The sequence below is a fragment of the Micromonospora sp. NPDC048843 genome (assembly GCF_040649965.1).
Taxonomy (GTDB): domain Bacteria; phylum Actinomycetota; class Actinomycetes; order Mycobacteriales; family Micromonosporaceae; genus Micromonospora; species Micromonospora hortensis.
In genome coordinates, this window is record NZ_JBEZGJ010000003.1 from 96,072 (window position 1) to 108,283 (window position 12,212).

Annotated in this window: 13 protein-coding genes; 11 read left to right on the top strand and 2 right to left on the bottom strand. The window is 72.0% G+C overall.

Annotated elements, in window-relative coordinates:
- Positions 1-88 precede the first annotated feature (88 nt).
- The 5 genes from AB0C20_RS01640 to AB0C20_RS01660 all read left to right on the top strand — a co-directional run bounded on the left by AB0C20_RS01640 (position 89) and on the right by AB0C20_RS01660 (position 4,118).
- Complete coding sequence (locus AB0C20_RS01640) at positions 89-727, top strand: DNA-3-methyladenine glycosylase (RefSeq protein ID WP_357189683.1); 639 nt, start codon at positions 89-91, stop codon at positions 725-727.
- Between the two features lie 88 nt (positions 728-815).
- Complete coding sequence (locus tag AB0C20_RS01645; RefSeq protein WP_357189682.1) at positions 816-1,901, top strand: exo-alpha-sialidase; 1,086 nt, start codon at positions 816-818, stop codon at positions 1,899-1,901.
- A 2-nt stretch (positions 1,902-1,903) separates the two neighbouring features.
- Positions 1,904-2,179: a ubiquitin-like small modifier protein 1 gene (locus tag AB0C20_RS01650; protein WP_357189680.1), complete on the top strand. Its 276-nt coding sequence runs from the start codon at positions 1,904-1,906 to the stop codon at positions 2,177-2,179.
- Between the two features lie 161 nt (positions 2,180-2,340).
- A complete protein-coding gene (locus AB0C20_RS01655) occupies positions 2,341-3,483 on the top strand; it encodes an LLM class flavin-dependent oxidoreductase (RefSeq protein ID WP_357189678.1) in 1,143 nt (380 codons plus the stop codon).
- On the top strand, positions 3,480-4,118 hold the full coding sequence (locus tag AB0C20_RS01660) for an FMN reductase (protein ID WP_357189676.1): 639 nt from the start codon (positions 3,480-3,482) through the stop codon (positions 4,116-4,118). Before AB0C20_RS01655 ends, AB0C20_RS01660 begins: the two co-directional genes overlap by 4 nt.
- Here the strand turns inward: AB0C20_RS01660 and AB0C20_RS01665 are convergent.
- Positions 4,111-4,983, bottom strand: a complete 873-nt coding sequence (locus AB0C20_RS01665; protein WP_357189674.1) for a universal stress protein — start codon at positions 4,981-4,983, stop codon at positions 4,111-4,113. The genes AB0C20_RS01660 and AB0C20_RS01665 overlap by 8 nt on opposite strands.
- A gap of 126 nt (positions 4,984-5,109) precedes the next feature.
- On the opposite strand from AB0C20_RS01665, the gene AB0C20_RS01670 reads away from it, so the two are divergent.
- The 5 genes from AB0C20_RS01670 to AB0C20_RS01690 all read left to right on the top strand — a co-directional run bounded on the left by AB0C20_RS01670 (position 5,110) and on the right by AB0C20_RS01690 (position 9,856).
- The gene (locus AB0C20_RS01670) at positions 5,110-5,610 is read left to right on the top strand and encodes a helix-turn-helix domain-containing protein (protein ID WP_357189672.1); all 501 of its coding nucleotides are present in this window, start codon (positions 5,110-5,112) and stop codon (positions 5,608-5,610) included.
- 48 nt (positions 5,611-5,658) lie between these two features.
- On the top strand, positions 5,659-7,134 hold the full coding sequence (locus AB0C20_RS01675) for a serine hydrolase domain-containing protein (protein ID WP_357566993.1): 1,476 nt from the start codon (positions 5,659-5,661) through the stop codon (positions 7,132-7,134).
- Positions 7,135-7,164: 30 nt separating this feature from the next.
- Positions 7,165-7,665 (top strand): GNAT family N-acetyltransferase, encoded by a 501-nt coding sequence (locus tag AB0C20_RS01680; RefSeq protein WP_357189668.1) that lies wholly within the window; start codon positions 7,165-7,167, stop codon positions 7,663-7,665.
- 9 nt (positions 7,666-7,674) lie between these two features.
- On the top strand, positions 7,675-8,316 hold the full coding sequence (locus tag AB0C20_RS01685; RefSeq protein WP_357189666.1) for a hypothetical protein: 642 nt from the start codon (positions 7,675-7,677) through the stop codon (positions 8,314-8,316).
- A gap of 202 nt (positions 8,317-8,518) precedes the next feature.
- Complete coding sequence (locus AB0C20_RS01690; RefSeq protein WP_357189664.1) at positions 8,519-9,856, top strand: hemolysin family protein; 1,338 nt, start codon at positions 8,519-8,521, stop codon at positions 9,854-9,856.
- Between the two features lie 22 nt (positions 9,857-9,878).
- Here AB0C20_RS01690 and AB0C20_RS01695 read toward each other — a convergent pair whose 3' ends face one another.
- Positions 9,879-10,268 (bottom strand): PaaI family thioesterase, encoded by a 390-nt coding sequence (locus AB0C20_RS01695; protein WP_354945736.1) that lies wholly within the window; start codon positions 10,266-10,268, stop codon positions 9,879-9,881.
- Between the two features lie 100 nt (positions 10,269-10,368).
- Between AB0C20_RS01695 and tyrS the strand changes: the two genes are divergently transcribed.
- Complete coding sequence (tyrS, locus tag AB0C20_RS01700; protein ID WP_357189796.1) at positions 10,369-11,661, top strand: tyrosine--tRNA ligase; 1,293 nt, start codon at positions 10,369-10,371, stop codon at positions 11,659-11,661.
- Positions 11,662-12,212 lie beyond the last annotated feature (551 nt).

Sequence of the window (12,212 nt, forward strand, 5' to 3'; positions counted from 1 at the left end):
GTGCGACGGGAGTCTTGTTCGGTCCGGCGCTTGGTGGTCGGTGCGCCCGGCCGGATGCCGGGGAACCGGGATGGGTACCGTCGGAGACATGGCCCTGTCGTCCGGTGATCGCGGCACCGACGCCGACCTGGCGGTGCTGGCGGACCTGCTCGCCGGTGCACTGCTGCCGGCGGCGCGCGGGCTGCTGGGCTGCCGGCTGTACGCCGGCGGGGTCACCGTCCGGATCACCGAGGTCGAGGCGTACGCGGGAAGTGGCGGCGATCCCGCCTCGCACGCCCACCGGGGCCGCACCCCGCGCAACGCCGTGATGTTCGGCCCCGCCGGGTACGCCTACGTCTACTTCACCTACGGCATGCACTGGTGCATGAACGTGGTCACCGGGGCCGAGGGAGAGGCCTCCGCCGTGCTGCTGCGCGCCGGCGAGGTGGTCGACGGGCTGACCACGGCACGGGAGCGCCGGCCGGCCATCCGGCGGGACGTGGACCTGGCCCGCGGGCCCGCACGGCTCTGTTCCGCGCTCGGCATCGACCGCGAGGCGTACGGGGCGTACCTGCTCGGCGACGGCCCGGTCCGCCTGCGCCCTCCGGCCCGGCCGGTGCCGCCGGAGACGGTGGTGGCGGGTCCCCGGGTCGGCGTGACCGGCGCCCACGATCTGCCCTGGCGGTTCTGGCTGGACGCCGACCCCACGGTCAGCGCCTACCGCCGGCACGTGCCGCGCCTGCGCTGAGCGCGCCGTCCGGCGTGTGGTCGGCGGACTCTGTCGGGGGGTGTGGCCATAATCACCGGACCTGCTCACCGACGGTTCGGAGGACGTCATGGCAACACTGCTCGCGATCGGCACGGCCAAGGGGTTGTTCCTCGCCACCAGCACCGACGACCGGCGCAGTTGGGAGATCACCGGTCCGCACTTCCCGATGACCGGTGTCTACGCGGTCGCTGTCGACACCCGTCGTTCCACCCCACGGCTGCTCGCCGGCATGACCAGCTCACACTTCGGCCCCAGCGTCGCCACCAGCGACGACCTCGGCGCTTCCTGGGACGAGCCCGACGAGGCGCCTGTCGCGTTTCCGGCCGACACCGGCGTCTCCCTCGGGCGGGTCTGGCAGCTGATGCCTGCCGGCCCTGACGAGCCGGACGTCATCTGGGCCGGCACCGAGCCCTCGGCACTGTTCAAGTCCACCGACGGTGGCCGCAGCTTCGAGCTGGTCCGTTCCCTCTGGGACCACCCGCACCGCCCGCAGTGGGAGGCCGGTTTCGGTGGTCAGGCCGTGCACACCGTGCTGCCCCACCCGCGTGACCCGGCTCGGCTGCTGGTCGCCATGTCCACCGGTGGGGTCTACCGCTCGGAGGACGCCGGGGCGAGCTGGGCACCGGGCAACACCGGCATCCGCGCCTACTTCATGCCCGACGAGTGGCCGGAGTTCGGCCAGTGCGTGCACAAGGTCGCCCGGGACGCCGGCAACCCCGAGCGGCTGTACGCGCAGAACCATCACGGCGTCTACCGCTCCGACGACGACGGCCGCACCTGGACCTCGATCGCCGAGGGGCTGCCCAGCGACTTCGGCTTCCCGATGGTGGCCCACCCGGGGCGCGGCGGCGTGGTGTGGACGTTCCCGTTGGTGGCCGACGGCGAGCGGTTCCCGACCGACCACCGCTGCCGGGTGTTCCGCTCCGCCGACGCCGGCGGCAAGTGGGAGCCGCTGTCGGTCGGGCTGCCTGAGGGCCCGTTCTATCCGGCGGTGTTGCGCGACGCGATGTGCGCCGACGGCGCCACCCCCGGTGGGGTCTACTTCGGCACCCGCTCCGGCTCGGTCTTCGCCAGCCGCGACGAGGGCGACTCCTGGTCGACTGTCGCGGCGCACCTGCCCGACGTGCTCTGTGTTCGCGCAGCGGAGGTCTGAGCGTGGTCACCGTGTTGCTGCCCGGCCCGCTGCGTGGCGAGGCCGGCGGCGCGAGTCGGCTGAGCGTCACCGCCACCGGGACGCTACGGGCGGTCCTCGACGAGATGGCCGTCGCGCACCCCCGGCTGGCCCGGCGCATCCGTGACGAGCGCGGCGAGCTGCGCCGTTACGTCAACGTCTTCGTCGACGGGGAAGACTGCCGCCACGCCGGCGGTCTGGCCACGCCGGTCAAGGACGGCGCGGAGGTGCAGGTGCTCCCCTCGGTGGCGGGCGGCTGACCGGGCCGACAGAGGGGGGATTCCCGACCCGGTGTCCGGTTATATGCGTGATCGGCGCCACTGTGGGGCGTCCCGCCGTCGGAATAGTTGCGTCGTCAAATAAGTTGAGAGCTGCGTCCGGGTACCACGACGGCACCCGGTTGACACGCGAGGAGCTGGTCATGCAGTTCGGAATCTTCACCGTCGGTGACGTCACTGTCGATCCGACCACCGGTCGGGAGCCGACCGAGCATGAGCGGATCAAGGCGATGGTCGCGATCGCGTTGAAGGCCGAGGAGGTCGGTCTGGACGTCTTCGCCACCGGCGAGCACCACAACCCGCCCTTCGTGCCGTCGTCACCGACCACCATGCTCGGCTACATCGCGGCGCGCACCGAGCGCCTGCTGCTGTCCACCGCCACCACGCTGATCACCACAAACGACCCGGTGAAGATCGCCGAGGACTACGCGATGCTCCAGCACCTGTCCGACGGCCGGGTGGACCTGATGATGGGCCGCGGCAACACCGGCCCGGTCTACCCGTGGTTCGGCAAGGACATCCGCGCCGGCATCCCCCTGGCCATCGAGAACTACGACCTGCTGCACCGGCTGTGGCGCGAGGACGTGGTCGACTGGAAGGGCAAGTACCGCACCCCGTTGCAGTCGTTCACCTCGACGCCGCGCCCGCTCGACGGCGTGCCCCCGTTCGTCTGGCACGGCTCGATCCGCAGCCCGGAGATCGCCGAGCAGGCCGCGTACTACGGCGACGGCTTCTTCGCCAACCACATCTTCTGGCCCAAGGAGCACACCCAGCGGATGGTCGCGCTCTACCGCCAGCGGTACGCGCACTACGGCCACGGCTCCGCCGACCAGGCCATCGTCGGCCTCGGCGGGCAGGTGTTCATGCGGCGCAACTCGCAGGACGCGGTCCGGGAGTTCCGGCCCTACTTCGACAACGCCCCGGTCTACGGGCACGGGCCGTCGCTGGAGGAGTTCACCCGGGAGACCCCGCTGACCGTGGGCAGCCCGCAGCAGGTCATCGACCGCACGCTCGGTTTCCGTGAGTACGTCGGTGACTACCAGCGGCAGCTGTTCCTGATGGACCACGCCGGGCTGCCGTTGAAGACCGTGCTGGAGCAGCTCGACCTGCTCGGCGAGGAGGTCGTGCCGGTGCTGCGCAAGGAGTTCGCCGCGCTGCGTCCGGCGCACGTGCCGGCGGCGCCGACGCACGCCTCGCTGGTCGCCGCCGCGGGCGGTGCCAAGGACAGCACCGTGCACGCCGTCGACGACGTCACGGGCAAGGCGCCGGAGGGGGCGACCCGATGACCCGCCGCACCCTGGCCGTCGTCTCGGCGGGGCTGAGCCAGCCCTCGTCGACCCGGCTGCTCGCCGACCAGCTCGTCGCGGCCACCCGCGACGAGTTGGTCCGGCGCGGCTCCGAAGTGGAGCTGCACGTCGTCGACCTGCGCGAGTACGCCCACGACGTGGTGAACAACATGCTCACCGGGTTCGCGCCGGCGGCGCTGCGCGAGGTCATCGACACGGTGACCGGGGCGGACGGGCTCATCGCCGTCACCCCGATCTTCAGCGCCTCGTACAACGGGCTGTTCAAGTCCTTCTTCGACGTGCTGGATTCCGAGTCGCTGGTCGACCGGCCGGTGCTGATCGGCGCGACCGGCGGCACCGCCCGGCACTCGTTGGCACTGGAGCACGCCGTCCGCCCGATGTTCGCCTACCTTCGGTCGGTGGTCGTCCCGACAGCGGTCTTCGCCGCCCCGGAGGACTGGTCCGACGGCACCGCCGATGGCGCGTTGCGCGCTCGGATCCGGCGTGCCGCGGGGGAGTTGACCGACCAGATCGAGCGCCGACCACCGGCCACCGGGCCGGCCGACCCGTTCGCCCTCACCACCGACTTCCTGCAGATGCTCGGCCGAGGCGACGGCGGCGCGCCGGTCAGCTGACCGGGTGAGCGACCAGCACCGGGCAGTGCGCGTGCTGGATCGCCGCCTGACCGACCGATCCGAGCAGCAGACCGGCGAACCCGGCCCGGCCCCGGGTGCCCACGACCAGCAGCGACGCAGTGCCGCTGGCCTCGATGAGCCCCTGGGCCGCGCCGGCTGCCCGGACCGGATGTTCCCGCACCACCAGGTCGGGGTGGTCGGCGCGCACCACGGCGGAGGCGTCGGCCAGGAGTCGCACCGCCTCCGCCTGGTACGCGGCCTGCGTCTCCTCGATCTCCTCCGGCACCGTCCGGTCCCCGTCCGGAGGACCGACGTGCACCAGCACCAGCGGCACGTCCCGCAGCGCCGCCTCGTCGGCGCCCAGGCCCACGGCGAGCCGGGACGACTCGGACCCGTCCACGCCCACCAGCACCGGGCCGTCCACCGGGATCGGCTGCTCGTCCGGGCGGACCACCAGCACCGGGCAGTGCGCGTGCGCGGCCACCTGCGCGCCGACCGAGCCGAGCAGCAGCCCGGTGAACCCGCCCAGGCCACGGCTGCCCACCACGACCAGCTCCGCCCGGCGGGACTCCTCGATCATGGTGGCCCCCGGGCCGCCGAGGACCTGACGCACCTCGACGTCGAGGCCGGGCCACCGGCCCGTCAGCTCGGCCGCCGTGCGCTCCAACATCTGCTGCGCCTCCTCGGAGGGCGCCGGCACCCCGAGGTCGTACGGGTTGAGCGGCACGCCGTAGCCGGACGTATGCAGGTAGCCGTGCACCAGGAGCAGCGGCCGGGAGCGGAGCACGGCGGCCCGCGCCGCGTGTTCGGCGGCGACAAGGCTGGACGGCGATCCGTCCACGCCCACCACGACAGGTCGGTTCATCTGCGCTCCCTGGGTCGGTCAGGTCATTGTCGACCGCCCCGCGCGCCGGAAGGGCCGGACGCGCCGGTCTCGGCGGCCTGTCGGTTCGCACTTCCACGTAACTACGTATGTGCGTAGTATCGTCGTATGGACACCGTGGAAGATCGACTCGCCGCGCTGGAGGCACAGGTTGCCGCGCTGAGCGAACGGCTCGCCGCCGCGCCACCACCACCCGCGCCCGAGGGCACCTTCTGGGCGCTCGACGGCCTCAAGCAGCGCCTTCCAGCCGACGGGTCGGGCGCGGTGCTCTACACCGGCACCGTCCGCGTCGCCGGCCAGCACTACGACTGGCAGTACGGCCGCACCGTCGACGACCTGCTCGCCGCCGACTGGGAGGAGCTGCCCAGCACCCTCTCCGCGTTGGCTCACCCGGTGCGGCTGCGGCTGCTGCGGGAGATCCTCGGCGGCCGGCAGAGCACCGGCGAGCTGGCCGAGATCGAGGAGTTGGGCACCACCGGCCAACTGCACCACCACCTGCGCCAGATCACCGCCGCCGGTTGGCTGCGCAGCGCCGGCCGAGGCCGGTACGAGGTCCCCGCCGAACGCGTGGTGCCGCTGCTCGCCATCCTCACCGCCGCCGGCCGCTGACCAGACGCGGCTCTGATGCCCATCCGACGACCCCACGGAGGAACCACAATGCGTCGGACGACAGTCACCGTCCTCGTCGTCGCGCTGATCGCCGGCCTGGCCGGGGTCGCGTTGATGCCCCGGGTGCCCCGACTCGGCGGGCAGACCACCGGCGATCGCGACCTGGCCGCTGCCGCACGCTCGGCCACGCCCGACCCGTCGGGGCTCCGCGGGCTCGCCGTCGCCCTGGTCGAGAACGGCCGGATCCGCACCGCCGGACTGGGTGACCGGGACCTCGCCGGTAGATCCGTGGAACCGGGCACCCCGTTCGAGATCGGCTCGGTCACCAAGGCGCTCACCGGCATGCTCCTCGCCGACCAGGTCGCCGCCGGTGTCGTCGGCCCCGACGACCGGCTCGGCGCCACCTGGCCCGAGGTCACCGGCCCCACCCACGACGTCACACTCGCCGAACTCGCCAGCCACCGCGCCGGCCTGCCCCGGCTCGCCCCCGGCTCCCCGCTGGGGTGGGCACGCATCCTCTGGTCCAACGTCTCCGGCGGAAACCCCTACGCCGGGCAGGGCGTCGACGCCATCCGCAGCGCCACCGACCGGGTCAGCACCGACGACGACGAGCGCGGCGAGGTCCACTACTCCAACCTCGGGCCGTCGGTGCTCGGCCACGCGCTCGCCGCGAAGGCCGGCGTCGCGTACCCCGAGCTGCTGCACGACCGGCTGCTACGGCCGCTCGGCATGACGGCCACCGTCGTCGCCACCCGCGACGACGACCTGCCGGCCGATCGCGCCCAGGGCAGCCGGGCCGGCGGCCGACCGCTCGACCCGTGGGCGGGAGCCGGTTACGCGCCGGCCGGCGCCGGCCCCTGGTCGACGGCCGAGGACCTCGGCCTGCTGCTCGCCGCGACCCTCGCCGGCACCGCACCGGGTGCCGACGCCGCCACCGCCCGCTTCCGCGAGGACGACGACACCCACGTCGGGTACGGCTGGTTCACCACCCGGCACGGCGATCGCGAGGTGGTCTGGCACAACGGCGCTACCGGCGGGTTCCGGTCCTACGTCGGCCTCGAACGGGCGACCGGCCGGGCGGTGGTGGTGCTCGGCAACACCGACAAGGGCGTCGAGCCGATCGGGCTGCGGCTGCTCGGGGTGCCGCCGAAGGAGGCCGACTCGGCGACGTCGATGGTGCTGCCGTGGATCGGCGCCGGCCTCGCGGTCGTCCTCACCTTCCTCGGCGGCCTCTCCCTGCTCGGCGCCGCCCGCCGTCGCCAACTGGACCAGGTGACGCTGCTGGCGGCGGCGGTCTGGGCGTTCGCCTATCTCGGGCTGGGGCACCGGATGGGGGACTGGTCGATGGTGCCGGCCTGGCTGTGGCCGCTCGGCGCCGGCCTGTCGGCGGCGGGGGTGGCCCTGGCGGCGACCCGGTGGCGCGCCCTGCCGGTGGTCGACGCGCGGGTGCCGTGGCGTCGACTGCTGTCGGTGGCGAGTTCAGTGGGCGCCGCCGTGCTGGCGGTCGTCGCCGTCGCCGGCTGACTCAGCGCCCCCGTTGCGTACCCTCGGCCGATGACCTCCGATCTGCTGCTGCGCCCGGTCCGTGAGGACGACCTCGTCGAGTTCTTCCTGCACCAGCAGGACCCGGAGGCCAACCGGATGGCCGCCTTCGGCCCCAAGGACCCGTCCGACCGTCGGGAGTTCGCCGCACACTGGGCCCGGGTGCTCACCAACCCGGCGAACCTGGTCCGCACCGCCGAGGTCGACGGCGAGGTGGTCGGCTACGTGAGCGCCTGGCCGGCCGAGGGGCAGACCGAGGTCAGCTACTGGATCGACAGGGCGCGCTGGGGTCGGGGCCACGCCACGGCGGCCCTGGCCGCCCTGCTGCGCGAGCTGCCCAGGCCGGTGCACGCCCGCGCCGCCAAGGACAACGCCGCTTCCCTCGCGGTGCTCCGCAAGTGCGGGTTCGTGGTGGTCGGCGAAGACTCGGGGTACGCCAACGGCCGCGGCGAAGACATGGAGGAGTGGCTGCTGGAGCTGCCCGCCGACGGCCCTGACCTGGGCGGGCACTAGTCTCGCGGCGTGAACTGGTTGGATCTCGTCGGCTGGGCCGGCTCCGCGGTGCTGGTCTGGTCGCTGCTGCAGTCGCGCATCCTGCGGTTGCGGGCGCTCAACCTCGTCGGCTGCTTCGTGCTGATCGGCTACAACGCCGCCATCGAGGTCTGGCCCGGCGTCGGGCTCAACGTCGTGCTCGCGGTGATCAACATCTGGTACCTGCGCGGAATGCTCGCCACCCGGCACGACGAGAAGACCTACCAGGTGGTGGAGGTCGGCGTCGGGGACCAGTTCCTCGCGCACACGCTGCGGGTGCACTCCGCCGACATCGCCCGGTTCAACCCCGGCTTCCACTGGGACCCGGCCGCGTCGGGGCGCTCGGCGTTCCTCGTGGTCACGGCCGACGAGGTGGTCGGCGTGGTCCTGTCGCACGCCGAGGCGCCAGGCGTCGCCCAGATCGACCTGGACTACGTGACCCCGAAGTTCCGCGACTTCACCCCGGGCGAGTTCGTCTACCGGCGCAGCCACCTGTTCACCGAAAGGGGCTTCCACCGGGTGGTCAGCCCGCCCCGGATGGTGGCCCCCTACTACCACCGGCTCGGCTTCCGCCGGGACGGCGACTCGTACGTCCTCGACCTGCCGGGTTCACCGGCGCCCCGGTCGGCCTGACTCACCGTCGCTCCAGCCGGCGTTGCGTCACGTCGCCCGATTCGGCCTAGCGTCACCGTCGCCCGATTCGGCGTAGCCTCGCCCAGGCAGGATTCGTCCGGCGCCGGACGGGGCAAAGACACGCCTACGCCGGGCGGGCTCGCCGACCGGCGGGTGCCGCGCGTAGCGGCCGGTGCCACCACCACGAGGGAGCGAACCGGGCGTGCAGAGCTACGGGAGCCAACTGGCCCTGGTCGGAGTCCTGGTCGTGATCAACGCGCTCTTCGCGGGCAGCGAGATGGCTTTGGTGTCGCTGCGAGACAGCCAGATCCAGCGGCTGGAGCGCACCAGCCGGGCCGGGCGGGTGCTGGCCCGGCTCGCCAAGGACCCGAACCGCTTCCTGGCCACCATCCAGATCGGCATCACCCTCGCTGGTTTTCTGGCCTCCGCCGCCGCTGCGGTCTCGCTGGCAAAACCCCTGGTGCCGCTGCTCGGGGTGTTCGGCGGTGCCGCCGAGACGGTGGCGATCGTGGCGGTCACCCTCGCGCTGACCTTCGTCACCCTGGTCTTCGGCGAGCTGGCGCCCAAGCGGATCGCCATGCAGTCCGCCGAGCGCTGGGCGCTGCTGGTGGCCCGCCCGCTCGACCTGCTCGCCAGCATCACCCGGCCGGCCGTCTGGGCGCTCGGCGCCACCAGCGACGTGGTGGTCCGCCTGGTCGGGCTCAACCCCAAACACGAGCCGGAGGAGATCGGCCCGGACGAGCTGCGCGACATCGTCGCCGGCAACCACGGCTTCACCAAGGAGCAGCGCACCATCATCGCGGGTGCCGTGGAGATCGCCGACCGTCGGTTGCGGGCTGTCCTCGTACCCCGGTTGCAGGTCTTCACGCTCGACAGCGGGACCACAGCGGAGGCCGCGCGACTCGTGCTGGCCGCCACCGGGCACTCCCGGGCTCCGGTCGTGCGCCACGGCGGCCTGGACGACACGGCCGGAGTGATCCACCTGCGTGACCTGGTCGGCGTGCCCGACGACCGCCCGGTCGACGAGATCGCCCGACCGCCCATGCTGCTGCCCGACTCGCTACCGGTGGTGGAAGCGCTGCGCCAGTTCAAGGCCGAGCGTCAGCACATCGCGCTCGTCGTGGACGAGCGCGGCGCCGTCGACGGCATCGTGACGCTGGAGGACATCCTGGAGGAGATCGTCGGCGAGATCTACGACGAGACCGACCGGGATGTGCGCTCGGTACGCCGCGACCCCGACGGCGCTCTGCTGCTGCCCGGCACCTTCCCGGTGCACGACCTCCCGGACATCGGCGTGGAGCTGCCGTCGCGCCCAGCTGGTGACTACACCACAGTCGCCGGGCTGGTGCTGGCCCGGCTCGGGCACATCCCCACCGTCGCCGGAGAGGACGTCACGCTGGACGGTTGGGTGCTGGTGGTGGCCGGCATCGACCACCGGGCGATCACCGAGGTACGGGTCAGCCGCGTACCCGACGAAGCCGACGGCGACGCCGACACCGACCAGGCCGCGGAGCCGGTGCTGGACGAGGCGCGTAGCTGACCCGTCCGACGAGTGCCGTCGCTCAGGCGGGCGAGAGGTTCTGTAGCCGGACCTGACCACGGGCCACCAGCCGCTCGTCGGCGTCGGTGATCTCCACCTGCCACAGCTGCTGGCTGCGGCCCCGGTGCACGGGAGTGCCGACCGCCCTCAGCTCGCCGTCCCGGACGGCCCGCAGGAAGTCGGTCTGGTTCGACACCCCGACCACAGTGCCCCGGTCGGCCAGCCAAAGGGAGCCGCCCACGCTGGCCGCGGTCTCCACGACCGAGCAGTACACCCCGCCATGCTGGATGCCGAACGGCTGGTGCAGCTCCGGGCGGACCTGCCAGCTGATGACCACCCGATCGGCGCTGGCCTCCTCGAACGTGAGGCCGAGCAGGGCAACGAAACCGCCCGTCAGATCCGGAATCTCCATGGCAAAGCCCTCCTCGATCAACGGGGCGCAAGCCTAGCCGGGGCGGGTTGCGCCAAACCCGGTACGGGTCGATGCCGGCGATGGGGGAGAATCGGTGACCGTGACCGACAGCAGCCCTCCGCCGCCCGGGCGGGACTCCCTGACCGACGACCTGCTCTGGCGTGGCCTGATACAGGACTCGACAGGCCTCGACGAGCTGCGCGAGCTGCTCGACGGCGGGACGGCCGCCACCTATTACGTGGGCTTCGACCCCACCGCCCCGAGCCTGCACGTCGGCAACCTCATGCAGGTCACCACGGCCCGCCGGCTGCAACTCGCCGGCCACCGCCCGTTGCTGCTGGTCGGCGGGGCGACAGGGCAGATCGGTGATCCGAAGGAGAGCGCCGAGCGGACCCTCAACCCGCCCGAGGTGATCGCCGGCTGGGTCGAGCGCATCCGTGACCAGCTGGCGCCGTTCGTGTCGTACACCGGGGACAACGCGGCCCAGTTGGTCAACAACCTGGACTGGACCGGCGAGATGTCGATCGTCGAGTTCCTCCGCGACGTGGGCAAACACTTCCCGGTGAACAAGATGCTCGCGCGGGAGGTGGTGCGGGCCCGGCTGGAGACCGGCATCAGCTTCACCGAGTTCAGCTACCAGCTGCTTCAGGGCAACGACTTCTTCGAACTGCACCGCCGGCATGGCTGTCAGCTCCAGTTCGGTGGCTCCGACCAGTGGGGCAACATCACCGCCGGCGTCGACTACGTCCGCCGACGCGGCGCGGGGCCGGTGCAGGCGTTCACGACGCCCCTCGTCACCAAGGCCGACGGCACGAAGTTCGGCAAGAGCGAGGGGGGCGCCGTTTGGCTCGACCCCACGATGACCAGCCCGTACGCGTTCTACCAGTTCTGGCTCAACGTCGAGGACCAGGAGGTCGACCGCTACCTGCGGTACTTCAGCTTCCGGACCCGTGACGAGTTGGAGGAGCTGGCGAAGGCGACCGCCGAACGACCGGCTGCCCGGTTGGCGCAGCGGGCGCTCGCCGAGGAGCTGACCACCCTGGTGCACGGTGCCGACGAGACCCGACAGGCGATCGCCGCCAGCCAGGCGCTCTTCGGCCGCGGATCGTTGGACGAGCTGGCGCCGGAGACCCTGCGCGCCGCCCTGACCGAGGCGGGTCTCGTACGCCTCACCGGCGAATTGCCGGATGTGGCGGGTCTGCTGCGGGACTCCGGTCTGGTGAGTGGCCTCAAGGAGGCTCGGCGGGTGATCGCCGAAGGCGGGGCCTACGTCAACAACAACCGGGTGACCGCTGTGGACGCCGAGGTGTCGCCGGCCGATCTGCTGCATGGGCGATACCTGGTGCTGCGCCGGGGGAAGCGTTCGTTCGCGGGCGTTGAGCTGGGCGAATAGCCACCTGTCGACGATGTGACGGGGGACGCGTCCGGCGGATTTGACGATCATCCCGCCGGACGCGTAACTTTCTCTCTGCCAGCGCGGAACGGACGAAACAGGCGAAAGCCGAAAACGGCCGGAGCGCAGGTCAACGGCCTGGGGGTCGGGTGGGCACGCCTACCGGAGCCCCAACCGGGAGGTGCCACCAGAAACGCCGCGAGGCGGATTTGGCGCGGCGAAACCGACCGGGTATGGTTACGAACCGGTAGGGCACCGGGCGGGTCGCGGGAAACTGCGACGGCCGGCCTACCGAATCCATGACGAGAGCGGCGCAAGCCGGTTGCGACATGGTGCCCGCATTATCGGGTGAAGCAATGACGAACCGCGAAATATCGGTTTGACACGGCGGAAACGAGCGGGTAACGTAGTAAAAGTGCCTGGCGCTGAAAGCGCCGGGTGCGAGAGCGGGAAATACCCCGGTTGGGGTTCCACTGTGGTGGGGCTTCTGGTCGGTGTGTGGTTGTTCTTTGAGAACTCAACAGGGTGCTTGTAAAGCCAGTGCCAATTAT

Excerpts from the sequence above, each read along its gene's own strand:
- AB0C20_RS01640 (WP_357189683.1), top strand. The coding sequence starts at position 89 with ATGGCCCTGTCGTCCGGTGATCGCGGCACCGACGCCGACCTGGCGGTG.
- AB0C20_RS01675 (WP_357566993.1), top strand. The coding sequence starts at position 5,659 with ATGCGTCGGACGACAGTCACCGTCCTCGTCGTCGCGCTGATCGCCGGC.
- AB0C20_RS01670 (WP_357189672.1), top strand. The coding sequence starts at position 5,110 with ATGGACACCGTGGAAGATCGACTCGCCGCGCTGGAGGCACAGGTTGCC.
- AB0C20_RS01660 (WP_357189676.1), top strand. The coding sequence starts at position 3,480 with ATGACCCGCCGCACCCTGGCCGTCGTCTCGGCGGGGCTGAGCCAGCCC.
- AB0C20_RS01655 (WP_357189678.1), top strand. The coding sequence starts at position 2,341 with ATGCAGTTCGGAATCTTCACCGTCGGTGACGTCACTGTCGATCCGACC.
- AB0C20_RS01680 (WP_357189668.1), top strand. The coding sequence starts at position 7,165 with ATGACCTCCGATCTGCTGCTGCGCCCGGTCCGTGAGGACGACCTCGTC.
- AB0C20_RS01665 (WP_357189674.1), bottom strand. The coding sequence starts at position 4,983 with ATGAACCGACCTGTCGTGGTGGGCGTGGACGGATCGCCGTCCAGCCTT.
- AB0C20_RS01645 (WP_357189682.1), top strand. The coding sequence starts at position 816 with ATGGCAACACTGCTCGCGATCGGCACGGCCAAGGGGTTGTTCCTCGCC.
- AB0C20_RS01695 (WP_354945736.1), bottom strand. The coding sequence starts at position 10,268 with ATGGAGATTCCGGATCTGACGGGCGGTTTCGTTGCCCTGCTCGGCCTC.